The 23,458-nt window shown below is 39.9% G+C and carries 29 protein-coding genes, 1 pseudogene and 1 riboswitch; of the genes and pseudogenes, 19 read left to right on the top strand and 11 right to left on the bottom strand.

Going from position 1 to position 23,458, the window contains the following annotated elements:
• The first annotated feature begins 54 nt into the window (after positions 1-54).
• Positions 55-243, top strand: a riboswitch (cobalamin riboswitch).
• 149 nt (positions 244-392) lie between these two features.
• From metE to LJC66_RS18410, 6 genes are all read left to right on the top strand, one after another.
• The gene (gene metE / locus LJC66_RS18435; protein ID WP_230933223.1) at positions 393-2,687 is read left to right on the top strand and encodes a 5-methyltetrahydropteroyltriglutamate--homocysteine S-methyltransferase; all 2,295 of its coding nucleotides are present in this window, start codon (positions 393-395) and stop codon (positions 2,685-2,687) included.
• Positions 2,688-2,829: 142 nt separating this feature from the next.
• A complete protein-coding gene (locus tag LJC66_RS18430; protein ID WP_230933222.1) occupies positions 2,830-3,447 on the top strand; it encodes an acetate uptake transporter in 618 nt (205 codons plus the stop codon).
• Positions 3,448-3,591: 144 nt separating this feature from the next.
• Positions 3,592-4,092 (top strand): GNAT family N-acetyltransferase, encoded by a 501-nt coding sequence (locus LJC66_RS18425; protein WP_230933221.1) that lies wholly within the window; start codon positions 3,592-3,594, stop codon positions 4,090-4,092.
• Positions 4,093-4,537: 445 nt separating this feature from the next.
• Positions 4,538-4,738 (top strand): helix-turn-helix transcriptional regulator, encoded by a 201-nt coding sequence (locus LJC66_RS18420; RefSeq protein WP_034276269.1) that lies wholly within the window; start codon positions 4,538-4,540, stop codon positions 4,736-4,738.
• A 128-nt stretch (positions 4,739-4,866) separates the two neighbouring features.
• A complete protein-coding gene (locus LJC66_RS18415) occupies positions 4,867-5,031 on the top strand; it encodes a hypothetical protein (RefSeq protein WP_230933220.1) in 165 nt (54 codons plus the stop codon).
• A gap of 31 nt (positions 5,032-5,062) precedes the next feature.
• On the top strand, positions 5,063-5,476 hold the full coding sequence (locus tag LJC66_RS18410; RefSeq protein WP_230933219.1) for a DUF5301 domain-containing protein: 414 nt from the start codon (positions 5,063-5,065) through the stop codon (positions 5,474-5,476).
• 98 nt (positions 5,477-5,574) lie between these two features.
• Here LJC66_RS18410 and LJC66_RS18405 read toward each other — a convergent pair whose 3' ends face one another.
• Together LJC66_RS18405 and LJC66_RS18400 are read right to left on the bottom strand one after the other, a co-directional pair.
• Positions 5,575-5,715, bottom strand: coding sequence for a hypothetical protein (locus LJC66_RS18405; RefSeq protein WP_162871496.1), 141 nt, complete (start codon positions 5,713-5,715; stop codon positions 5,575-5,577).
• A gap of 166 nt (positions 5,716-5,881) precedes the next feature.
• Complete coding sequence (locus LJC66_RS18400) at positions 5,882-6,514, bottom strand: LysE family translocator (RefSeq protein WP_230933725.1); 633 nt, start codon at positions 6,512-6,514, stop codon at positions 5,882-5,884.
• Between the two features lie 138 nt (positions 6,515-6,652).
• On the opposite strand from LJC66_RS18400, the pseudogene LJC66_RS18395 reads away from it, so the two are divergent.
• Together LJC66_RS18395 and LJC66_RS27840 are read left to right on the top strand one after the other, a co-directional pair.
• Positions 6,653-7,265: pseudogene (locus LJC66_RS18395) on the top strand (transglutaminase-like domain-containing protein).
• A 137-nt stretch (positions 7,266-7,402) separates the two neighbouring features.
• Positions 7,403-7,537 carry a hypothetical protein gene (locus LJC66_RS27840; RefSeq protein WP_269067666.1) on the top strand — a complete coding sequence of 45 codons (135 nt, stop codon included), beginning with the start codon at positions 7,403-7,405 and terminating at the stop codon, positions 7,535-7,537.
• A 77-nt stretch (positions 7,538-7,614) separates the two neighbouring features.
• On the opposite strand, the gene LJC66_RS18390 is transcribed toward LJC66_RS27840, so the two are convergent.
• Both LJC66_RS18390 and LJC66_RS18385 read right to left on the bottom strand, forming a co-directional pair.
• Entirely contained in the window at positions 7,615-8,055 is a 441-nt protein-coding gene (locus LJC66_RS18390) for a DUF5391 family protein (protein WP_230933218.1), read from the bottom strand.
• A 429-nt stretch (positions 8,056-8,484) separates the two neighbouring features.
• On the bottom strand, positions 8,485-8,973 hold the full coding sequence (locus tag LJC66_RS18385; RefSeq protein WP_116374049.1) for a DUF2500 domain-containing protein: 489 nt from the start codon (positions 8,971-8,973) through the stop codon (positions 8,485-8,487).
• Positions 8,974-9,099: 126 nt separating this feature from the next.
• Between LJC66_RS18385 and LJC66_RS18380 the strand changes: the two genes are divergently transcribed.
• Complete coding sequence (locus LJC66_RS18380; RefSeq protein ID WP_230933217.1) at positions 9,100-10,065, top strand: 2-hydroxyacid dehydrogenase; 966 nt, start codon at positions 9,100-9,102, stop codon at positions 10,063-10,065.
• A gap of 11 nt (positions 10,066-10,076) precedes the next feature.
• Positions 10,077-10,307, top strand: coding sequence for a DUF3953 domain-containing protein (locus tag LJC66_RS18375; RefSeq protein ID WP_230933216.1), 231 nt, complete (start codon positions 10,077-10,079; stop codon positions 10,305-10,307).
• A 29-nt stretch (positions 10,308-10,336) separates the two neighbouring features.
• Here LJC66_RS18375 and LJC66_RS18370 read toward each other — a convergent pair whose 3' ends face one another.
• Positions 10,337-11,212, bottom strand: a complete 876-nt coding sequence (locus tag LJC66_RS18370) for a Cof-type HAD-IIB family hydrolase (protein WP_230933215.1) — start codon at positions 11,210-11,212, stop codon at positions 10,337-10,339.
• Between the two features lie 164 nt (positions 11,213-11,376).
• On the opposite strand from LJC66_RS18370, the gene LJC66_RS18365 reads away from it, so the two are divergent.
• Positions 11,377-12,135, top strand: a complete 759-nt coding sequence (locus LJC66_RS18365; protein WP_230933214.1) for a DeoR/GlpR family DNA-binding transcription regulator — start codon at positions 11,377-11,379, stop codon at positions 12,133-12,135.
• Positions 12,136-12,187: 52 nt separating this feature from the next.
• Complete coding sequence (locus LJC66_RS18360; RefSeq protein ID WP_230933213.1) at positions 12,188-12,397, top strand: hypothetical protein; 210 nt, start codon at positions 12,188-12,190, stop codon at positions 12,395-12,397.
• A 276-nt stretch (positions 12,398-12,673) separates the two neighbouring features.
• Here LJC66_RS18360 and LJC66_RS18355 read toward each other — a convergent pair whose 3' ends face one another.
• Together LJC66_RS18355 and LJC66_RS18350 are read right to left on the bottom strand one after the other, a co-directional pair.
• Positions 12,674-13,363 carry a YoaK family protein gene (locus tag LJC66_RS18355; RefSeq protein ID WP_230933212.1) on the bottom strand — a complete coding sequence of 230 codons (690 nt, stop codon included), beginning with the start codon at positions 13,361-13,363 and terminating at the stop codon, positions 12,674-12,676.
• A 73-nt stretch (positions 13,364-13,436) separates the two neighbouring features.
• Positions 13,437-13,937, bottom strand: coding sequence for a GNAT family N-acetyltransferase (locus LJC66_RS18350; RefSeq protein ID WP_230933211.1), 501 nt, complete (start codon positions 13,935-13,937; stop codon positions 13,437-13,439).
• A gap of 113 nt (positions 13,938-14,050) precedes the next feature.
• Here LJC66_RS18350 and LJC66_RS18345 point away from each other — a divergent pair, with 113 nt between their 5' ends.
• The 3 genes from LJC66_RS18345 to LJC66_RS18335 all read left to right on the top strand — a co-directional run bounded on the left by LJC66_RS18345 (position 14,051) and on the right by LJC66_RS18335 (position 16,633).
• Positions 14,051-14,980, top strand: a complete 930-nt coding sequence (locus LJC66_RS18345; RefSeq protein WP_230933210.1) for a hypothetical protein — start codon at positions 14,051-14,053, stop codon at positions 14,978-14,980.
• Positions 14,981-15,084: 104 nt separating this feature from the next.
• A complete protein-coding gene (locus tag LJC66_RS18340) occupies positions 15,085-15,714 on the top strand; it encodes a CPBP family intramembrane glutamic endopeptidase (protein WP_230933209.1) in 630 nt (209 codons plus the stop codon).
• 223 nt (positions 15,715-15,937) lie between these two features.
• On the top strand, positions 15,938-16,633 hold the full coding sequence (locus tag LJC66_RS18335) for a FadR/GntR family transcriptional regulator (protein ID WP_013058211.1): 696 nt from the start codon (positions 15,938-15,940) through the stop codon (positions 16,631-16,633).
• A gap of 44 nt (positions 16,634-16,677) precedes the next feature.
• Here LJC66_RS18335 and LJC66_RS18330 read toward each other — a convergent pair whose 3' ends face one another.
• Together LJC66_RS18330 and LJC66_RS18325 are read right to left on the bottom strand one after the other, a co-directional pair.
• A complete protein-coding gene (locus LJC66_RS18330; protein WP_230933208.1) occupies positions 16,678-17,148 on the bottom strand; it encodes a hypothetical protein in 471 nt (156 codons plus the stop codon).
• A gap of 74 nt (positions 17,149-17,222) precedes the next feature.
• Positions 17,223-18,353 carry a GerAB/ArcD/ProY family transporter gene (locus LJC66_RS18325; protein ID WP_230933207.1) on the bottom strand — a complete coding sequence of 377 codons (1,131 nt, stop codon included), beginning with the start codon at positions 18,351-18,353 and terminating at the stop codon, positions 17,223-17,225.
• Positions 18,354-18,513: 160 nt separating this feature from the next.
• Between LJC66_RS18325 and LJC66_RS18320 the strand changes: the two genes are divergently transcribed.
• The 4 genes from LJC66_RS18320 (at position 18,514) to LJC66_RS18305 (ending at position 22,681) form a co-directional block, all read left to right on the top strand.
• A complete protein-coding gene (locus tag LJC66_RS18320; protein ID WP_230933206.1) occupies positions 18,514-18,999 on the top strand; it encodes a DUF2306 domain-containing protein in 486 nt (161 codons plus the stop codon).
• 79 nt (positions 19,000-19,078) lie between these two features.
• Entirely contained in the window at positions 19,079-19,561 is a 483-nt protein-coding gene (locus tag LJC66_RS18315; RefSeq protein ID WP_230933205.1) for a GNAT family N-acetyltransferase, read from the top strand.
• Positions 19,562-19,563: 2 nt separating this feature from the next.
• Positions 19,564-20,643 (top strand): DNA alkylation repair protein, encoded by a 1,080-nt coding sequence (locus LJC66_RS18310; protein WP_230933204.1) that lies wholly within the window; start codon positions 19,564-19,566, stop codon positions 20,641-20,643.
• Between the two features lie 382 nt (positions 20,644-21,025).
• Positions 21,026-22,681 carry a M14 family metallopeptidase gene (locus tag LJC66_RS18305; RefSeq protein ID WP_230933203.1) on the top strand — a complete coding sequence of 552 codons (1,656 nt, stop codon included), beginning with the start codon at positions 21,026-21,028 and terminating at the stop codon, positions 22,679-22,681.
• 22 nt (positions 22,682-22,703) lie between these two features.
• Here the strand turns inward: LJC66_RS18305 and LJC66_RS18300 are convergent, their stop codons facing one another.
• The gene (locus LJC66_RS18300; RefSeq protein WP_165592309.1) at positions 22,704-22,859 is read right to left on the bottom strand and encodes a hypothetical protein; all 156 of its coding nucleotides are present in this window, start codon (positions 22,857-22,859) and stop codon (positions 22,704-22,706) included.
• An 80-nt stretch (positions 22,860-22,939) separates the two neighbouring features.
• Positions 22,940-23,278 (bottom strand): YflT domain-containing protein, encoded by a 339-nt coding sequence (locus tag LJC66_RS18295; protein WP_195696314.1) that lies wholly within the window; start codon positions 23,276-23,278, stop codon positions 22,940-22,942.
• Positions 23,279-23,458: the final 180 nt, after the last annotated feature.

Here is a 23,458-nt window from a genome sequence, read left to right as displayed (position 1 = left end):
CTATTCATGATAGAGAGGCTTTTTATTTTATGTGAATATGTTTTGAATGAACAATTTTATAAAAATGCATCAGGTGCTGTGTAACGAATGTATGCAGCTTAAAAGGGAAGACCGGTGAAAAGCCGGCGCGGTCCCGCCACTGTAATGGGGAGCAACTTATTAACCACTGTTTCATATTGAAATGGGAAGGGATAGGAAGCGATGAACCTAAGTCAGGAGACCTGCCTGTTGTATGCACTTAAGCTCTACGGGATATAGAGAGGAGTGAGGAATACGTGTTGAGAAAAACAGGATATCTCAACTTTAGTTAAGTATGCGTATCATCTCTCTTTTCATTTCGAAAAGAGAGATTTTTTAGTTTATCGATAAAAAATATACAGGGAGTGGAAAAAATGAGCAGTGTAAAAAGTTCAAACTTAGGTTATCCAAGAATTGGTGAAAAACGAGAATGGAAAAAAGCGCTTGAGCAGTTTTGGGCAGGAAAACTAGAGAAAGATATCTTTTTGCAGGAAATTGAAGCTCTTCGTCTAGTGAATCTGAAAAAACAGCGTGACGCAGGGATTGAATTAATTCCAGTCGGCGATTTTAGCTTATACGATCATGTGCTAGATACAGCGACTATGTTTGGTCTAGTGCCAAAGCGCTTTGATTATGACGGAGGACCGGTATCGCTTGAAACGTATTTTGACATCGCGCGAGGAACAAAAGGTGCGGTAGCCTCTACGATGACAAAATGGTTTAACACAAATTATCACTACATCGTACCAGAGCTTGACAAATGTACGCCCGCACTTGTAGAAAATCGCCCGCTTCAATTTTACAAAGAAGCAAAACAGAAGCTGAATATTGAAGGCAAGCCCGTTATTTTAGGTCCAGTAACATTTGTGAAGCTGTCAAAAGGATATAAAAAAAGTGAGTTTAAAGAAGTAGTTGAACAATTTGTTCCGCTTTATGCAACTATCTTAGCGGAGCTGCAGGCAGAAGGAGTAGAGTGGGTACAAATAGATGAGCCGGTTTTAGCTACAACGCTATCAAAAGAAGACCTGGCACTGTACACAGAAGTCTATCAAACTTTGAAGGAAGCGTCACCGAATGTAAAAGTCATTTTGCAAACGTATTTTGACAGCGTTGATCACTACAAAGAAGTTGTGTCTCTTCCTGTTGAAGGAATCGGTTTAGACTTTGTGCATGACCGAGGCGAAAATCTCACGGCTCTTAATAAATATGGTTTTCCAACTGATAAAGTGCTGGCAGCAGGAGTGATTGACGGACGAAACATTTGGCGTGAAAATTTGGACGAACAGCTTTTAACGATCAGTGAAATTGAAAAAGCCGTATCAAAAGACCGTTTGATTCTGCAGCCTTCATCAAGTTTATTACATGTTCCTGTCACGGTGAAAAGCGAAAAAACCATTGAGCCAATTCTAAAAAACGCACTGTCTTTTGCAGATGAAAAGCTGAAGGAAATCACGCTTTTAACAAAAGCGGTGCAGCAAGGAAAAGAAGCAATAGAAGAAGAAATAAGCGTAAACAAACAGGCAATTCAAGCATTAAATGGATCATCTTTTCGAAATCATCAAGACGTGCAAAAAGAGCTGAAGCAGCTGCATAGCTATAAAGCAGAGCGACAAGCGCCGTTTGACGTACGTCAGCGCGTTCAGCAAGAAGCTTTTCAACTGCCGCTTCTTCCAACGACAACGATTGGAAGCTTTCCGCAAACAAAAGAAGTGCGAAAAGAGCGTCTAAAATGGCGTAAAGGCGAGTTAAGCGATGAAGCATATGAAGCGTACATTAACGAGGAAATAAAAAAATGGATCGAAATTCAAGAAAACATCGGCTTAGATGTCCTTGTGCACGGAGAGTTTGAGCGTACGGACATGGTCGAATACTTCGGTGAGAAATTAGGAGGCTTTCAGTTTACGAAGTTTGGCTGGGTGCAATCTTACGGTTCTCGCTGCGTGAAGCCGCCGCTTATTTACGGAGATGTATCGTACGAGCAGGCGATGACGATCAAAGAAACGGTCTACGCACAGTCTTTAACCAATAAGCCGGTTAAAGGAATGCTGACGGGTCCGATTACGATTTTAAACTGGTCGTTTGTGCGTGATGATATCCCGCGCTACGACGTGGCAAATCAAATTGCGCTTGCTCTTAGAAAAGAAGTAGAAGCACTTGAAAGTCAGGGCATCTCGATGATTCAAGTAGATGAACCGGCGCTGCGTGAAGGACTGCCGTTAAAACGAGAAAACTGGGACAGCTACTTAAACGCTGCGGTGTATGCGTTCAAGCTAGCCACGGTATCGGTGCAAAACGAGACGCAAATTCACACCCATATGTGCTATTCAGAATTTGAAGAGATTATTGATGCAATCAAAGCGCTTGATGCCGACGTGATTTCTATTGAAACATCTAAAAGCCACGGTGAACTAATTTATGCGTTTGAAAAACATACGTACAATCAAGGAATCGGACTTGGCGTATATGATATCCACAGCCCGCGCGTACCGAAGCTTGAAGAGCTTCAGCGAAACATTGACCGCGCTCTGCAAGTACTTGATCCTGCATTATTTTGGATTAATCCCGACTGCGGCCTTAAAACAAGAGGAATCAGCGAGACGGTTGAAGCTTTAAAAGTGATGGTTGAGTCTGCAAAACAAACCAGAAAAAATTTATTACAAAACGTTTAATGATAAGAAAGTAAAGACCAAGCAGTGTAAACGCTACACTGCTTGGTCTTATGGGTTTTTAAAAGGCCAAAAATATCCATTGACACTTCCCCTACATTTTTGTATCTTTTTAAAGGTGTTTTTAAAATCAGGGAGGTACAACATGAGTAACAACAGCACGCAGCACGTTAAAATTGTAACAGCGGATCCATCAGCACTAGGTCTATTCGGACTTGCCATGGTGACACTTGTTGCATCGTTTCAAAAGCTTGGGGTAACCGATGGTGTTTCATTGGTATTGCCATGGGCGATTTTTTTAGGCGGAATAGGGCAGTTAATCGCGTCTATGCAAGATTTCAAACATAATAATACCTTCGGAGCAACTGCTTTTGGTGCCTTCGGGTTATTTTGGCTAGGTGTAGCTATGACATGGCTTATTCAGCTTGGAGCATTTGGGGAAGCGCTCGCAAAAGAAGCCGATCCAAAACAGCTCGCATTTGCTTTTGTCGGCTACTTAATTTTCAGCGTTTTTATGACAGTTGGAGCAATGGGCACTCATAAAGTATTATTTATTATTTTTGTGTTAATTGATTTCTTATTCATTGGATTATCACTAAGTACATTTGGTATGGCATATGAATACACGCACTTACTAGCAGCAGTGTCAGAGCTATTAATTGCTCTGTTTTCATTCTATGGATCTGCAGCGGCTGTATTAAATACTCACTACGGTCGAGTTGTGCTTCCGGTGGGCAAGCCGTTTGGTGCATTTATCAAATAACCAAGACGTTAATTAAAAAGCGAAGTAGGATTGAATTCTGTATGATGCAGAGGTCAATCCTTTTTTGTTTGGACGTTTTTATATATAGTAGAAAGAGATAGTTATATGTAATAGAAGCTTTTAGAGAAAAAAGAGAAATACATAATGAGAGGAAACGTTCCAATGCTGATAAGAAAAGTGGATGAAAAAGATTTAAACCAATTAATTACGTTAGAAAACAAAGGCTTTACACCTGAAGAAGCTGCCTCAAAAGATGCATTTATCACGCGGATCAACACCATTCCTGATACGTTTATCATCGCCCAAGAAAATGAAGAAATAATCGGATATGTTAACGGTCCCGTCATTTCAGCTCCGTTTATTACGGATGATTTGTTTGAAAAAACGATTTCGAACCCTGAGACAGGCGGTCATCAAAGTATTTTAGGGATTGTCGTAAATCCTAAGCATCATCACAAAGGAATTGCCAGTATGCTGCTACGAGAGTTTGAAAAACAAGCGCGGAACAAACAGCGCTTAACGGTTACTTTAACATGTAAAGAAGAATTGATTCCTTTTTACGAAAAAAACGGATATATCAATCAAGGAGTTGCGGAGTCTCAGCATGCAGGCGTCCAGTGGTTTAATATGAGCAAGGAGCTTTAACAAAGAGACAATGAAATAGAAAAGCACAAGCTTCTTTTAAGGAGGTTGTGCTTTTTTATATTAATTTCTGTGTAGTTATTTTAAATATGTAAAAGTAAAAGTGGTATTTACATGAATAAATACAGCTTTTTTTATTGTGAGGGTGAACATGTGTTTAATCTATTTCGTTGCTTCTAGCGGTTGATTGGAGGGCAAGGCGAAGACTCCTGCGGGAAAAGCGGCCGCCCGCGGAAAGCGAAGCCTTGCACGGAAAGCAACAGCGGGATTCACCCTCAATCATTTATCCCATTTGCTCGTCTTTAGATTGAATTAATTTTGTTATATCTCAATCTCTTTTTTAGGTAGGTAAGAGACATTAATTTGTCAAACATATTTGACAGTAACAAGGAAGATAATATAAGATATGGATGTAAAAAGTTTTTTACATTTTAGAGATGAGTGATGAATGGTGGAAAATCGAATTAAAGAACTGCGTAAAAGCAAGCGAATGTCTCAGGACGAACTGGCAAAAGTATGCGGCGTATCGAGACAAACGATTAATGCAATTGAAAACAATAAGTATGATCCAAGCTTGACCCTTGCTTTTCAGCTGGCTGAGGAGCTGGGAGCAACAGTAGATGAGCTGTTTTTATTTCATAAATCATGAGCGATCTTACTAGTAGAAGTTTTAACATTTCTGTACTATAAGCTAAAAGCACATGAGTAAACAGTAGATCAATATTACTTCTATCACTTTATAAAAAAGAGATTTACAGAGCAACGGTGGTGAGATGAATGAAAAATCGAGCTGCAGGAGTAGCTCTTACAAGTACGGGCATGGTACTGTTGATGGTAACGTTAATACTTCCTGTTCCAGGATTAATCTATAGTTTACTTGTAGGAAGCAGTATTGTACTAAAAGGCTGCGGAACAGGAGGAATAAAAAGGTGTATCACGTGAATGCGGCGTGATGTAGAAAAGGAGGTTCCTTTTGAAAAAGAGAACGATTATTATAGCTGCACTTTTATTTATCGTCGTCTTTTATTTTACATATACCGGGAAAGCCTATCAGTTAAAAGACGTCATAAAAGTAGATGAAGCAAACGTTACGCGTATTGAAATAGATACGGACGAAGGAAAACGTGTAGTAGATGATAAAAAAGACATAAAGAAAATCGTACATTCCTTGGCAAAAGTAGAAGTAAAAAAAAGCAAGGAGCTCGACCCAAAATTTGACCAGGCTTACTGGGTGAAAATCGTCGAAAATGGAAAAGATGCGTACGGATTAACGATTTACGATAATGACTACATAAAAGCATTTAACTTTGAAGATAAAAAACAGGCGGCATATACGATTGTTAAAGATCAAAAAGTAGATGTTAAAAAGCTGTTTTCAACTAAATAAAAGTGAAATAAGTTTTCTCAAGCCTACTAAAAAAGACAGCCTGTGCTGTCTTTTTTATGGAAATAATAGATTGAAAATTATGACTATTTAAAGCGGAATTAATCCTTGCCTATATAATTAATAAATGATTGGATTAGGTCAATATCAGGGTTAACTAATAATGCTGGAAGAAGGCCAAATGTTAATAATACAAGAACGTTTGCTCCAATAAAAATGCGAAGTGCTTTTTTGATTTTCATGATATTTCCTCCCTTTTTTATATTTTCGTATAAAAAGAGAAAAAAATCAACAGAAATGTGACGAAATTGTGAACTTTTTGTCTGATAGTCCCTGATAGATGATAAAAATCCCCTCTCTATACTAGATAAAGAGGGGATATAGCACGTCATAAAATATGTAGAAACATTAAAAATACATGCGCAGATTCTCAATAAATCGGTAGAGGAAATAGCATGAAAAACCAATTAAGATACATCCTGCGGCAATAGAAATCCATTTAATATAAAGCTGATTCAGCACTTTTCTAGTTCCGGAGACAATTGTCATTAAGCCTAGGTCATGAATTAAAATCCCTGTTAATATTCCGGCGGCAATTAGCAGGAAATGAAAAGAATGAGAGGATTGAAGCGAATTGGTCAGCACCGTTCCAAACACGCTGAGCCAAAAAATGAGATTGCTAGGAGAAATCGCAACAAAGATCCCGTTCACATAAGAAGAGGCAAACGACTTTTTTACGTGTTCTCCAGGAGCCGTTATATCATGGTCGGCATGTCTAATGCTGTCATAGCCAATATAAAGTAAAAAAAGCGCTCCTATGAGCCACATGACAAGCTGTATAAAAGGAGCCGATAAAACAGAAGCCAGTCCAGAGTAAAGAAGCACAATTAGTAATAAATCAACCGTCATGCCCCCGAGTCCAACAACCCAACCGTGCAGAAAACCGTTTTTTAAACCTTGTTTTGTCATTTCAATCGTCACCGTGCCAACGGGAAGGGCAATTGAAAGGCCTAGCAGCACATTTGTTAAAAATAACGTCACCAAAAACAAAACCTCTTTCAATCTTGTATCTACTATCGTTTTCCGTTTAAGTGGTCTTTCATTATATAAAAATATGTAATAAAATTCAATATTATGTATAAAAAACACATGGTGAATATAAGAGGAGGAAAAAAATAAATGAAATTAATTTGTGAATCGTTGGAAAAAGAAGACTATACGCAAGAACTTCCAGAAGTGAACTTTACACATCCTTTGATTCAACAAAAGGTACGTGAACTCAAAAGCGGCTTGCCTCATTCTTCCCTAGCGTACATAAAAAAAGCATATGAGTTTGTGAGAGATGAAGTATCTCATTCCTGGGATATTCAAAGCAGAATCATCACGAAAACCGCTTCAGAGGCTTTAAAAGAAAAGGAAGGAATTTGTTACAGCAAGTGTAATCTATTAGCTGCTTTGCTGCGTGCAGAAGGAATTCCGACAGGCTTTTGTTATCAAAGATTAATCCTTGGAGATACGATAGACACAGGCTACTGTATTCATGCCTTAAATGCAGTTTACATTAAAAGTGAAGATAGATGGATTCGATTAGATGCGAGAGGAAATAAAGAAGGAGTGCAGGCGGACTTTTCGCTAAAAAAAGAAAAAGTGGCTTTTCCCGCGAATTCTGCACGGGGGGGAAGTGGACTATTCAGTTATTTATGCAAAACCTCATAAAAAAACGATGGACGTGTTGTCTCAGTACGAAGACTGTTTAGATATGTATTTGCACTACTTGCCTACCGAGCTATAAAAAGAGGTTGCGACAGTTGCGACAAAAGTATGTTAGTTGAAGCAAGATTAGAACGATGAATTGAGATTCTTGGTGGAGAATCCAACTCGTTGGAATTTTTTATTGGAAGGTTTTATGTATATAGCTGCTTCTAGCTGATGATTGGAGGGCAAGACGAAGACTCCTGCGGGGAAAGCGGAACAGGTGAGACCCCGCAGGAGCGGAAGCTACAAGGAGGCTCACCGGCCGCCCGCGGAAAGCGGAGTCTTGCACGGAAATCAACAGCGGTGTAACAAGCAGTTCAGCTCATCTCTCCAATTTGTTCGTCTTTAGGCAAAATAGACTTAGATGCCTCAACCTCTTCACCATATTAAACGCTTTCCTGCAAGGTGGCTGACGGTCTTTTAAACGCAGCAACAAACCACACAATATTCGTAATCAGCAAGCCTAAACAAGAAATCATTATTCCTATAATTGAAGATAAGCTTCCTGAGAAATCTTCTAATCCGAATAAAAATAGAGCCGGCATCAGTAATAGAGTACTAGCAGCGATTAAAAGGCCAATGCTGCAAAAAGCGGCCATCACAAATTTTAAGAAATGCATTCCCAACATATAAAAAGCTAAAGGCAATAGGTATAAAAATAGAACCATGCCAAGAGATAACCACAGCCCAGTTGAGCCGAACGTATTAACATTGGGACCTGAATCTGCTAGAGGAGAAAGCGAACCAAGAACCAAAATGAAGCAGAAAAATAGGGCGGAAAGCAAAGTGGTGACAATCACACTATTTTTTGCTGTAGAATTACGCACTGTTTTTAACCTCCTTTCCAATAAATAAATATATGGATTAATTTTACAATAAAAAAGTTTATAAATCACCAATTTTTTACAAAAAATAGTTCAGTAGGTTGGATAATAATGAAGAGAAGCCGGGTTAAGATAATACACGTGTACATATTTTTTGTGTGGACCTGGATAGTGGGTTTCGTGCCAGTATTGGGTCAGTATTGTTTGAATGGGGTGCGAATGAGGGGCTTCTCCGTAATGTCCGTAGTAGATGCCGCTGCCTGAATAAGGAGAATACATAAAATCACCTGCCTGCTTAAATGAATGTGTTACACGGTATGTTTTTATACGGATTAACGTTCTTCTACAGTGTAAAAAGGGCACAAATAGGTCGTTTGCTGTATAAATGCCTCATTCCAGTAAAAAAGACCTCTAAAAGCAAGAGGTCATAAGCTAAGCATCTGTATGTTCTTCACTTGGATGTCTTTGAAAATCCAAAAAACGAGTCCCTTGAAACGTCAGCATTCCTTCATCGCCTTCTGCAAGCATGCCGTATTCGCGGCCTGAAACAGTAAATTCAGAGCGGTCGGTGCTTTCAAACTGAAAGGTTACGTAGTAAGTTGTAGACGTGTGAGAGTGATGATGTTCGTGAGCGTGACCCCCATGGCGATGAACGTTTGTACGTTTGCTCGTAATTTTTGCTTTTACGGAAAGGCGGGGAGACTGCTCATTTTTACTCCATGTGCCGATCCCTTTAAAAATAGAAAATAAAAAAAGACCAATAACAATAACAAAAAATAGCATCACAAACGTAGGCATTCCGTTAAATAACGCGTCATCTGGAAAAAAAGCGCCTCCGCTTACGTCATCGGGCACATCACCTTCAAAAACAATGTCATCTCCGGACGGATCATCTTCAAATATCATTTCATCTTCAAACATTCGTATTCCCCCTTACTATAAATACGATTACTGAATGGAAAAAGTTTCATCTTTATAGTAGGCTTATGATAGGATAGCTAGTTACTATTCATACATATGAGTGAATAATGAAAAGGAGAGATACACATGGGGAAATACAAAGTTGTTATGTCTGGAAAAACGTGGCCAAACGCTTATGAGAAGCTAGCGGAGCACTGCGATATTCAAATGTGGGAAGGAGAAGGAAAGATTCCACAAGAAACGCTGCGCGACTGGCTTCGTGACGCCGACGGCTTTTTTAATATCGGCCACATTACAGTGGACGAAGAGCTGCTAGAAGCAGCGCCGAATCTGGGCGTTATTTCTCAATCGGGCGTCGGGTATGACAGTGTAGATGTCGAAGCATGCACCAAAAAAGGGGTGCCGTTTAGCAATACGCCAGGCGTGCTAGTAGAAGCAACGGCTGACTTAACGTTTGGTCTCTTGCTGTCGGCAGCTCGCCGCATTCATGAAGGCTATGAAAAAGTAAAACAAGGAAACTGGGAAACGGTATTTGGCGTCGATTTATTTGGAAAAACGCTTGGTATTGTTGGAATGGGCGATATTGGAAACGCCGTTGCCAGACGAGCAAAGGCATCGGGAATGAACATCGTTTATCACAACCGAAGCCGCAAGCATGAAGCAGAAAAAGAGCTTGATGCCGTATACCTTTCATTTGAAGAACTTCTTCACACAGCTGACTGTATCGTATGCTTAGTGCCGCTTTCAAATGAAAGCAAAGGCATGTTCGGAGAAGCTGAATTTAAAGCCATGAAAAACAGCGCGTATTTTGTGAACGCAGCGCGCGGAGGGTTAGTGGATACGGAAGCATTGTACGAAGCGCTGAAAAATGAAGAAATTGCGTATGCCGCACTCGACGTAACAGACCCAGAGCCGCTTCCGGCAGATCATAAGCTGCTGCAGCTTTCAAATGTGCTAGTGACACCGCATATTGGAAGTGCTACGTACGAAACGCGCAATCGCATGGCAGATTTGGCCGTACAGAACCTGCTTTTAGGTCTTGAAAAAAAGCCTTTAGTGACGTGTGTGAATGAAGACGTGAATTACAAGTAAGGAGAGATTTTTTGTTAAAAGCATTACAGCTTATTTTTTCAATTATTACTGTTGGACTGGCTCTTTATATTATGCTCACTCGCAGCTACCAGTTCCTTTCGTTTTTAAATATACTGCTCGGGTTTACCATGCTAGTTTTAGGAGCAATTGAGTGGCAAAAAAGAAAAAAAACCAGCGCATGGCTGCTGTTTCTAGTTGCGCTGCTTAGCTGGTTTGTTGGTATTTACCGCATGACCATTTAAAAACGCTTGGCAAATGCCAAGCGTTTTCTTTAATGTGCTTCCAGCTGTGCTTCTAACACTTTTTCAATAACGGAAGCTACTCCGTTTTCATCGTTCGTTAATGTGACGTCATCAGCGAGTGCCTTAATTTCTGCGTGCGCATTTGCCATAGCAATTCCTTTTCCAGCCGTTTGCAGCATGGATACGTCGTTAAAGCTGTCTCCAATAGCAATGGTATCATGAAGAGAGCCGCCGAGCTCTTTTACAACGTATGTTAATGCGTTTCCTTTTGATGCGTCTTTGTGTTCAAGTTCGAAGTTATGATCAGCCGAAGAGACAAGCGTCATGTCGTGCTGTTTGCTAAAGTGATCCCAGCCTTTTTGTCGTTTTTCATCATCAAATGAAAAAGCTAGTACGTTATAAAGCTCAGCGTTTGTATTTAAAATATCTTCATAAGATGCAACAAAGGCAAATCCCGTTTGGCTGTACTGCTTAGCCGCTGCGTGATGAAGTCTTTCTTCATCCACATTTTTATTGGCGCTTTTGACTCGGTCAATTTCAATAGCCAGCAGCTCACGGCCTGAGTTTGGCGTATAAATCGCATGTTCAGCAAACACTTCATAGTAAAATTCGTTTGCATCCAGCCACTGAAGCGCTTCTTTGACGTGATGTGCATCAATCGGAACAGAATGTCTGAGCTGTCCGTTCGGGTCATGAATAGTCGCTCCGTTTGCGGCAATCACCCAAAGGTTTGAAAGCTCAGCTTTTTTTAAAATTTCCTGCACATCGAAATAAGCGCGCCCCGTAGCAACCACGACTTCAACTCCTTGTTTTTGCGCTTTTTTAATTGCTTCTGCATTAATTGTGCTAATTTCACTGCTGCTATTTAAAAGAGTTCCATCTAAATCTGTAAAAACCATCTTCATAAACGATCTCTCCCTTTGACTATTATTACTTGTTTTTGCGTGTTTTATCTTGTTTATCCTACAATAAACGAAAAAACACTGATAATCAAGCGTTTTTACATTGTTTTTACAAAAGAAACAAGTATAATAAAGTAAAAAGCAGAAAGAAAACAGGTGAACAAGTAATGTTAAAACAAGAAAGACGCAAACAAATTATGAATTTGCTTGAAAAAGAAGGGCGAATTGTGGCTACGACGCTTAGCCAAACGCTGAATGTTTCAGAAGATACAATCCGCAGAGATCTGCGGGAAATGGACGCGCTTGGTCTGCTGCAGCGCGTACACGGAGGAGCGCTTCCGCGTTCCACGTCTGCGGTTGATTACAAAGAGCGAAAACGTGAATTGATGGATGTTAAGCATTCACTTGCCGTAGCGGCGCTTCCGTTAATTAAAGACGGGCAGGTGCTCTTGATGGACGGAAGTACAACAAATATTCAGCTCGTCAAAGCTTTTCCAAAGAATTTAAACGTTACGGTTATTACAAACAGTCCGTTAATTACCATCGCACTAGCGGAACATGACTTTGTAGAAGTTGTTTCTCTTGGAGGAACGTTTCGAAAAGAATCGATGGTCACGGTAGGACAAAGCGTGGTTGATACGCTTAAACAAATTCGAGCGGATCTCTGTTTTTTAGGCGTATACGCAATCGATCCTAAAATCGGCATGAGCATTCCTTTGCTTGAAGAAATGCACATTAAAAGCCAAATGATTAAAAGTGCGAGTGAAGTAGCAGCTATTGTAACAGCTAAAAAACTCAATACATCGTCAACGTACACGTTCAGTTCAGCAAACTCACTAGATTGGCTCATTACAGAAGAACATGTGAACGAAACCGTGTTAAATGCTTACCGCGAAATCGGCATTGAAGTAATCACAAATAAATAGTAGTTTTAGTAAGGAAGTATATGGTAATGTAGAGTAAAAAGGAGCTTGAGCGATGAGCGAACAAATAGATGTTGCGCAGGAATTAGCGAAGCTTCAGCAAAGAGTCGAACACCTAGAGGAAAGAGTGGAAAAAGCAGAGTCTAAGCAAAGTCCTTTGCGGTCATTATGGGAAGCCATACGATCGATTTTAATTGGACTATTCATTGTAGGGCCTGTAGCAGCAATCATTTTTGGCGTTTTAGCGGCACTAGCTGGAAAATGAAAAAGGTTGAGACATAACTAAATCAATATAATCTCAAGGCGAACAAATTGGATAGATGATCTATTGTGTTCGCTTGTTACAGCGCTGTTGATTTCCGTGCAAGACTTCGCTTTCCGCGGGAGTATTCGTCTTGCCCTCCAATCAACAGCTAGAAGCTGCTACATATATGAACGTTCACTATACTAAGGAAAATCCGAACAAATTTGATTCTCAATCAAGAATCAAACTCGTTCGGATTTTCCTTTGACTAAAATACTTTTATCCCAGCTTTTTTTATTATTTTTTTTCTGAATCAGAACGAAACTTCGTGCTGACAAAAATGATAATGGCTAACAAAATCACAATGGGCAGCCAAATAATTTCAAATTTATAAGCAGGCTCTGCAAGCGCGGCGATAACAGCGCCAAAGCAGTAAAGTACAAGAGACAGCGCGCGAAGAATAGCATCGGTGTTAAACGTTTTGCGGTAGCGAGAACTGCGAAAACGTGCCGTTACGTCTTCAAAAAAGTTAGCAAGCGTCCCTGTCAATACAGTTGTGGAAATGCCGGCTACGCCAAGCTTTCGAGCCGCCGTTGTTTGAAGACCCATCGCTGAGCTTAATAAGAAAATAAATAAGTAAGTTACGTGTAAAGAAGGAGAAAACGAAGATAAAAGTGCAAAAACAAGTAAAAGTAATCCTTCTATTCCAAGCGCGATCGTTACGGCTTTAGGCCAAAACGTTTTTTCTTTGTTTCCAACTAAAATTGCAGCGCCTACAACTCCTATAATAAAACCTCCTAAAGCTGTGAGGGAATGAAAAACAGTTGTTTCAAGCGAGTTTCCGATTGCTAATCCAAGCAGCACGATGTTTCCGGTCATGTTTGCCGTAAAGATATGGCCAAGGCTTAAGTAGCCAATCACATCGACGATACCCGCTGTGACACAAAGAACCAGCAAAATAATGTTTCGATAAGTAGAATTCGTCACGGTAAGTCATCCTTTCTTTTTATACCAACTAAATAGTCTACCGTGAAGAAAAAAATCTGTCCAGAGAGTTGTCTTACAAATTTTTAAGCGTGTTCCACCCAAAAGCCACTTCAGATAGAGATCTGCCCTCAATAACAACCTCAGCACGATCGATTCTTTTTCCGCCAAGCGCTTCGTAAAACTGACAGGCGCCGTTTTGTTCAAAAGCCCATGTGAGCATCGTATGTATATGTTGGTTTGCCAACTCTTGCGCTATTTTATGCATAAGCGCTTTTCCTATTCCTTTTCGCTGATGCTCTGCGAGTAAATACATGGCATACAGTTCTCCTTTATAGAAAGGATGCTTGCTCGTTCTTTCTTTGCCATAAGAAGCAAAGCCTACGATTTGACCGTTTTCTTCTGCAACGAAAATAGAATTTGACTCCAGCTGCTTTCTCCAAACAGGTTTTCGCTTTTCAGCGCTCAAAGAATCTAAAAAAGAATCCGGAACAAGTCCTTTATAAGTTGATTTCCAGCTTTCTACGTGTACATTCGCAATGCCTGCTTCATCGCCAATTCTGCCTTGACGTATCATATGCCCACCTCATTTTTCTATATTTTAACATAATTTTAAAACGGGCATCCCCGTTTTTTCGTTTTCTTTGTATATATATAGTAGCTATTTTACATAACAAAGGAGATGACGTAATGAGTAAATTATTATTAAAAGATCAGCCGTTAATCGTACTGCCGGCGCTTGCAGTTAAAGTAGGAGTGAACGGAGCGCTGTTTCTTCAGCAGCTTCACTACTGGCTTGAAAAAAGCGTAAACGTGCAGGACGGATATACGTGGGTATACAACACCAATCAGCAGTGGCTGCAGCAGTTTCCGTTTTGGTCGCTTTCAACAATTCAACGCATCATTTCAAAGCTTGAAAAAGAAGGACTGATTATAAAAGGAAAGTACAACCGCTCTAAATTTAACAACACGGTCTGGTACCGGATTGAGTACAAGAAACTAGAAGAGCTGATGCCGAGCGATGAATTTGAAGAGCTCGAAGATGTCAATTTGACAGAAGGAGAGAGTCAAATTGAAGCAGCGGATTCGCTCACTGTGACGGCGTCATTAACAGAGACTACAGCAGAAAATACAAATCAAATAAAAAGAGAAGAAGACGCCCATGACGCTTATGTACAGACGTTAGAAGCCGCGTTTATTGCTAGAAGGAACCGAGGAGTGTATCCTTCAGCGAGTGACTTGAAGCATATGTATGAAGTCGCAAAAAGCGAAATACCTGTAGAAGAGGCGCTCTTTGGGCTCCATGAAGCATTTGATCTCTACAAGCCTAAATACAGCGGTGATACCATTCGAGCATTTGCCTATATTAAACAGCATCTTTTTCATAAGCATTATGTAACGTCACAGCGTACGCTAGCGAGTCAGCAGACTGAAAAGTCGCTTTCCTACGCTACTAAAAAGCGCGTCATTCGCAAGGAATTGACGCCGGATTGGCTAAGAGAAAATGAAGAGACAGCGCCTTTAGCTCCAGTTTTTAAAGACGATGCTCACTTTGAAGAAGAAAAGAAAAAGCTTGTGGAAAGTCTTCGTGAGCTGGAGCAGGAATTAAAAAATAATTGAAAATAACCCTGGACTTTTATAAGATAAAAGATAGTAAACCTTTTGAATACGAAAGGTTTACTAGGTAAAAGAAAAGCGGCTCTTAAAGAAGGTGCGCCATAAACATGATAAAATTTTTGTTTTTGCTGTTCATGCCTACAATCTTTGTTTTTTTCGGTTTGTGGCTTATCCAAAATGTGTTGGTAACATTTGTTTGCTTTTACGGCTGGATGTTTATGATTTTATATGCGAATAATAAAATTAACTTTAAGGTAGCGCTTACAAAAAAATCTCTGTATGTGGGAACTCTGAGCGGAGTTCTATGTGCCGCTGTGATAATTGGAAGCAGTCTGCTTTTTTCTGGTAGAATCTTTCATGTAGAAGATATGCAAGCGGTTTTGCAAATATGGGGATTTAGCGGATGGAAAGTAATCATTTTAGCCGTCATTTTGATTTTTATTAATCCTTATTTAGAAGAGATGTATTGGCGAGTCTATATACAGAATAAAGTGAAGAAGCATCTGTCCTTACCTGCTTCAAGTATTGTTACATCAAGCTTTTATACGCTTTATCACCTGTTTATTATTCTGCCCGTTTTTGCGTTTCCTTTTAATTGGATCTCGGCTGCAGGCGTTTTTTTAGCAGGTATAATGTGGGCGTGTATAAGGGAGCGATATGGTGCCGAAGCGGCAATTATTAGTCATGCGTTAGCGGACGCGGCGATTATGATTGTATACGGATTATATGTAAGATAGTGGTATTATGTCAAAAAACCATGAATCGTTATTCATTTATAACTTGTTTTCATGGTATAATAACAATAATAGTAAAATTTTATCAACACATTTGAATTGAAATAATGTATACTTGTAATACAAAGATTGAAGCGTTTACATAAATCGGAATACACATAGTTAATCTGGGTCCGATGAAAACTAAAAAAAGAGAGAGATAATTACTTGGAGGAGGAATAGAAGTATGTTTGTACCTATTGAGCGTAAAAAAGTATCTAGTCAAGTGCTTGATCAATTAAAAAAGATGATTAAAGAGAAAACGTTCCCGCCAGAGTCTCGTTTGCCGTCGGAACATGAGTTATCCAAAATGTTTGGAGTGAGCCGCGCACCAATTCGTGAAGCGCTAAGCGTTCTTTCTGCAAGCGGATTAATTGAATCACGACAAGGCGGAGGAAGCTACGTAAAGCGTGTAAACTTAGTGGGCATGCTTGATCCAATGACGTTTGAAATGGTTGAAGCAGATCAGGTTCTTGAATTAATTGAAATGCGTATTATCATCGAGTCGCAGGCAGCAAGCTTAGCCGCGCTGCGCCGTACAGATGAAGAACTGATTGAAATTAAAGAATCGTTAGAAGCATTTAAAAAGACGGTTCATAACAGTGAAGAAATTGGACATGAAGCGGACTATCGTTTTCACCATGATATCGTGAAAGCAGCTCATAATTCATTCCTTCTTCATGCTGTAGAAGATTTAGGGCATTTATATCGAAAAGCGCTTGCTTATTCGTTAAATAAAAGCCAAAAAGAAAATCGCAAGCAAACGGATGCCGACCATGAGCGTATTTTTGAAGCGATTAAAAATGGAGAGCCAGAAGAAGCAGCAGAAGCGGTTCGTGATCACTTAGAGCACGTTCGCCAAAAAGTAATGGTGTCTCAATAATAAAAAAACGATAGCCCTTGTGGCTATCGTTTTTTATTGTTTACTTATATTGGTTTAGAACTGCTCTCCAACTTACACACCCACCGGTAATACTGCACCACCATCCAAAACAGCAGCGGATTTAGCAGAAGCGAATACCACCACGTCCACCATCCGTAGTGAAAATAACCCCAAGGAGCAGGGAGAAGGGCTACTACTTCATAAAGTAAAACAGCAACCGACCAAAGTAAAATATAGGCGGATTTTTTTGTGAGCTTTCCGGAAAAAGGATAGTAGGTAAGAAAAAGCATGTTCACAGGCGGAATGAGAACGGTATAGGCAAAAATACCTTGCCAGTCTGTCTCTTGTGTAAAATACCAGTAGCCGTGAAATTTGAAATTAATGAAGACGTCAAAGATATGCTGAGCAGCAATGGTGAACATCCAAATGTGAACAATTTGATTTGCTGTGAAGCGCTTGTTTGTTTTAAAAGCAAGAACGTTAAATATTAAAATAGAAAGAATTAATCCAATCATATTGGTTCTCCTTTTTGCTTCTTACCTATATTGTATAATTTTAGGAGATTAAATCCAATAGAGAAATGGACATACTACGAATTTTCTGCGGTATTTTTCACAGTGACGGACTGTGTTTTTTTTCGATTTCTTAAAAATGCGATCACGAGTAAAAGAGCAGGAATGACAATTTGAAACGGAAGATGTAAAGTGAACGGAATGATTTTTAACCCTTCATATACGTGTTCGAAATAGTTTTGAGCAAGAGACAATGAATAAAACAAAACGACTAAGCCGATTGGAAATACAAGCGGTGACGGGTTTTTAAGCTTAAACACGTGGGAAAGGCCCAGCACAGTTGCGTAGAAAAACAGACCGATTTTAAAGAAGCCGCCAGTGATTAAAGCCAGCATAAAAAACACATCAAGCCGTTCTAAAAAACCTGCGAATTGAATGCTTTGAACCGTGCTTAAAAGCGGAAAAGCAGATCTCGATGTTAAGGCAACGCCCAGCACACCTATATTCACAATCATTGTAATCATAAGGTTAATACCGTTTAACGTAATGGCGCTGAAGACAATCAAAGCGGTCTTTTTCACATTTTTTGTGTAGGGAAAGATCATTGCAAATACAATCACTTCACCAAAAGGAAAATAGAGCGTTTGGCTGTACGCAACGCGCAGCACCGGAGCGATGCCTTTTTCAAGAATCGGCCGGAGACTTGTAAAATCAATAAGGCCGGAAACAAAGATAAGAATAAAGCCACCAACGGCGAGTACATAGATGAAAATAAAGAGCAGTTCTGCTGAACGTGCCATCACTTCAATTCCTTGACGAACCGTATAGATAATTCCGAGCATCAGCAAAGCGTTTACTATAAACAGCGGCGTATCAGGATAGACGAAGGTGAGAAGCATTGCTCCGAAATCACGCAGCACCCGCGCGGCTCCGTTAGCAAAATATAAGACATAAAGAAAAGCAAGTATGCGTCCCGGCACTTTTCCAATAATTTTTTCAATATACTCCGTCAGCGCTAAATGCGGATAATAGCGGTGCAAGCGATAATACATAAAAATAAGTGCATAGCTGCTGATCATACCAACTAAAATAGCAATCCAAGCATCTTGCTTAGCGTCCATCGCTAAGCCGACTAAAAAGGCGCTGCCAATTTCAAAGAGCGTAATTAACACAAACAGCTGCCATCCGCTAATTCGAGCATTTTCCACTGCCTATCCGCCTCCTTTTCTACAGCTAGTATGCGCTTTTTAACGTGGAGCATATGCATTCTGTAAGTAAAGAGTTGGAAAGGAAATAGGGATATTTTGTTAAAAAATAAATACGCTAGCCGAAGATATAAGAGAGAAATACGTAAAAGGAGAGAGCGCGTTGGATTTATTTGAAGTTATATTGAGTATCCATATTGGACTCGGAATGATTTGTTTGCTTTCAGGAATGGTGTCCATGCTAGCGGCTAAGAAAAAAGGACGGCATACCAAATGGGGAGAAGTGTATCACGGTTCTTATGCAGCACTAGCAGCTACGGCTATCATGTTAGCGATTTGGAAATGGAGTGAAATTGCTTATTTATTTTATATTGCCGTGTTTTCATACGGATTAGCGATTTACGGCTATGCAGCACGCAAGCAAAAATGGAAGAGCTGGCTTCAGCACCATATTCGCGGTATGCTGGGGTCTTATATCGGAGCTGTTACCGCACTGTTTGTGAATGTTGGAGACAGTATTCCGCTGTTAAACAAGCTTCCGGCACTTTCGTATTGGTTTTTGCCGACGATTATTGGCAGTCCGCTTATTTACATAGTCGCAAGACGCTATAGAAAAAATGCTTCTGTTTCTAAAAAAATATCATACTAAGCAAAAAAGCCTTTTACCGAAAAGGCTTTTTTCTGTTACGAACATTTGTGCTATGATAGAGAAGCAAGGAGGATGCAGCATGAAAGAAAATCATCAGTTTACCATACATACGAATAAAGAAAAGCTTGATATAGATGTCATTTACTCGTACCTTCATCATGAATCATACTGGGCAAAAGGAATTCCACTTCACCTTGTTCAAACGTCTATTGAACATTCCGTTTGTTTTGGCGTCTATGATGAGTGCGATAAACAAGTAGGATTTGGACGGATTATTTCAGATTTTGCGACGTTTGCTTATTTGGCGGATGTGTTTATTCTGCCGCACGCCCGAGGCAACGGGCTTGGAAAAGCGCTGGTACAAGAAATGATTCGCTATCAGCCCATTCAATACGTACGAAAAATTTTATTGGCAACAAAAGATGCTCACGGTTTGTACAGTCAGTACGGATTTAAAGAAGTTAAAAATAAGCAGCTGTTCATGCAAATTTTTAAAAAAGGCATGTACGAGCGGGCGATTTATTCAAAAGAAAATAAAATACTGCCTGGAAAAGAGGGATAAGTATGGCTGAAGAGTTACGTAAAAGCGTATTTAATGAAGAGCTGATTACGCACTTAAGCGACGATTTTTCACGTGAAATGAGTTCATTTGATAAACAAGCATTTCATGAGCTGGTTTTTCAACAAGACTGGGAAGACTTAGGACTGAAAGAGCGCATGAGAAGAATTACGCTTTCGATGCATGAAGTGCTGCCGGAAGATTATGAAGAAGCGCTTCATATTCTTTATAAAGTGGCTCCAACGGTAGGAGGACTTCAAGGCACGATTTTTCCAGATTACGTTGAACTGTACGGATTGAACGATTGGGAAGCTTCAATAAAAGCACTTGCGTTTTTTACGCCGTTTTCCACATCAGAATTTGGAGTGCGTCCATTTTTAATTCAAGATAAAAATCGAATGCTCCAGCAAATGATTGAGTGGGCAGGAGATGAAAACCATCATATTCGCAGATTAGCAAGCGAAGGGAGCCGGCCTAGACTTCCGTGGGGTCAATCAGTACCTGCGTTAAAGCAAGATCCAAAACAAACGCTGCCGATTTTGGAGCAGTTAAAACGAGATGAATCGCTTTATGTCCGTAAAAGCGTAGCCAATCATTTAAATGATATTTCTTACATAGAAAAAGACTGGATGCTTGATGTGATGAAAAAATGGCACGGTGAAGACGTTAAAACCGACTGGATCGTTAAACATGCGTGCCGTTCACTGCTGAAAAAAGGAGACCCTGAAGCTCTGTCTCTTTTTGGCTATGGAGATGACCCAGGAGTGAGTGTCACAGAGCTTAGCTTACAGCCGCATACTATTACAATCGGTGATAGCATTGACTTTTCATTTGAACTATCCGTGGAAAAAACCATGCCGCTTCGCATAGAGTACGGAATTCATTACGTAAAAGCAAAAGGAAACCGCACTCAAAAAGTGTTTATGCTGAAAAATGTTCAAGCAAAAGCAGGCCAAACGCTAACAGTCACAAAAAAGCATGCGTTTAAAGATTTAAGTACAAGAAAACATTACAGCGGTACGCATACGCTTTCTGTTATTGTAAACGGAGTGGTAAAAGCAGAAGCGGACTTTGTGATAGAGTAGAGACTGAAAAAATTATTTTAGGTGAATTTAAACACGAACTATCTATCGAAAATTGATTAATAGTTCGTGTTTTTTATTAAGATGGTGAACGTAGGTCTCATGTATGTAGCTGCTTCTAGCTGTTGATTGAAGGGGAAGGCTCCTGCGGGAAAAACGGTTTAGGTCATTTACCTTGATTGGTCGTCTTCATATTGAGTTGGTTTTGCTATGTCCTAATCTCTTTGTTATAAAACCGCACTCGTCTCCTATATTAAAATAGTCAAAAAGGTTCAGTTCCCTTATCTTGAAGTTATTTCCTTAAACGGTATAATTAATTATGTAACATTTTAAATATTTAAAATATTTAAAATGTCTAACCAAGGGGATGAGGAGGAGTAAATGAATGAAAAAAACTGTAAAACGAACGGCCGTGCCGGCTCTTTTGTCGATTGGATTATTGCTGTCGCCGCTTGCGGTACAAGCTGAGATGCCTTATTACGGAAAAGACTATAGCCAGCCGGAAAAAATTAAAGCGCTTTATCCGGAAACAAAGGTGAATGAAGCAACGCCGGCATTTATGAAAGGACAAGACGCATTTACGACTCAAGAAGAAATGATGAGCTATGTCCAAAAACTTGTTCATAAAAGTCCTTACGTAAAGCTTAAGATTATCGGAAAGTCACAGCAAGGGCGAGACATTCCGGCTCTGTATTTTTCAAAGGAAAAGAAGTTTGCGGATGGAAAAACATCCAAAAAGCCAACGATTTGGCTTCAAAGTCAAATTCATGGTAATGAACCGGCAAGCGGTGAATCCGTACTCGCCATTGCAACGCGTTTGACAGAAGACTTTGGAAAAGATGTGCTAAATAAAGTGAACATCGTGATTGTGCCGCGCATTAATCCAGACGGATCTTATGCATTCAAGCGGCAGCTAGCAAATAATTTAGATGGAAACCGCGACTACATAAAGCTTGAAAGCCCGGAAGTGCAGAGCGTACGAGCTGAATTTAACCGTTTTTCACCAGAAGTCGTCATTGATGCTCATGAATATACGCCTTACAGCAGCGGATTGAAAAATATCGGTAAAGAAGGCGTGTGGAAGTATCACGACATTTTACTGCAGTCCGGTCGAAACTTAAATATTCCGCAGCGCATTCGAGACGTATCTGATGAGCTGTTTGTAAACAGTACGCTTACAGCTATTGAAAAGCAAGGATATTCAGGAGAAGTATACTATACGTCTCAAGTGAATAAACAAGGGCAGCTTGAAGTAGAAGAAGGGTCAGTTGAACCGCGAATCGGCCGAAACTCACTAGGCTTGTATCCATCATTTTCGTTTTTAGTCGAAAGCAGAGGAATCGGTATTGGCCGAGAAGATTTTCCGCGGCGAGTGAGTGCCCAAATTGCTACACAAGAGAAGCTCATTACGCAAACAGCCGCTCATGCTAAACAAATTAAAGCGCTGATTGCCAAAGAAAAAGCGGCGCTTGTCAAAAAAGGAAAAAATGCAAGTGACCGTGATCCAATTGTTGTGAACAGTGAAAATAAAAAAATACCAAACTCTACGTTAGAAATGGTTGATGTGGAAAGCGCGTCTGTTAAAGAAATTCCTGTGACGTACTATAGTGCCAAAGCGGCAACGCCGACGCTGGTCCGCGAACGTCCGACTGCTTACATTTTAAAGCCAGGACATGAAGAGTTAGCAGCAAAACTGCAGGGACAAGGAGTAAAAGGTTTCAAGTTAACGAAAGAAACGGCTCTTTCAGTAGAAGCGTATTCGGTCAGCAGCCGTATTGAAAATGAAGCCTACGAAAACAAACCAAATGTAGACGTGCAAACAATCGTCAAGCCAAAAACGGTGACGTTCCCAAAAGGAAGCTACGTCTTTTTAACATCTCAGCCGCAAAACAATTTATTGTCTCTATCGCTTGAGCCGGAATCAGTGGACAGCTTCACCACGTTTGGGTATTTGCCTTCAGAGGTAGGACAAGAGCTTGATGTTTACCGGTTTACGCGTTCCATTGAAAAATCGCCTTTGCAAAAAGAATCCCGTAAATAATAAAAAAGCGTGGAGCTTGGCTTCACGCTTTTTCATTATGATCACGTGACTGCTGTCGATTTTTTCTTTTTCTAGAAAAGAAATAAATAAAAAATCCTGCTAATACAAGAAGTGTAATAAGCAAAATACTTGTAGGAAAGTAAAGAGAGCCTATATGAATACCTAAATAATTTAACATTGTCATAACTTCCTTTCTTGATGGAAATGGTTTATTTTACTAAATACCCTTATAAGCTGATAAAAAACGTTTCCGCTATTTTAGTAGGGAATGGATTGACTCTGTGCGCCAATAACCACGATATGACCTTGTTTCATCTCTTCTATATACCGGTTTGCCTCGCGGTTAGATAAGCCGAGCGAAGCCATCTTTGAAAGAAGCTCATCTTCTCTTGAAAGAAGTTTATTTACCGCCGTTTCAAACATACCTTGCTCTGCCATTCTGTACTTTTTTGTATGTGTTGCCTCCGTTAAATGCTGAGCCCATTCTTTATCATAGGCCAGCAGATAAATATCTTTGCTTGTAAATCCTTTCTTTAAAAAAGAACGGATGACGCAGACTGCCTCCTCTTGGTTTTCTGCTACTTGAATGTGTTTCATACACGAACTAAACCTCCTGATAAAAGATATTTCTGAAATGCATCTTCTACTCATTTTGTAGCCTTTGTTTCCAACTTTAAACTTGTTTTCTATGAATTTTCTAAGATAGTAAAAGAGAATAGAAACATCATAAATTTTTAAAAAAAGATGTTTGAACTTCAAAACAGAAGGCTAAACCTA

Origin of the sequence: Priestia sp. TSO9, from assembly GCF_021029645.1 — a bacterium.
Classification (GTDB): domain Bacteria; phylum Bacillota; class Bacilli; order Bacillales; family Bacillaceae_H; genus Priestia; species Priestia megaterium_E.
The sequence above is the reverse complement of the archived record's forward strand: the minus strand, read 5'-3'. Positions and strand labels throughout refer to the sequence as shown.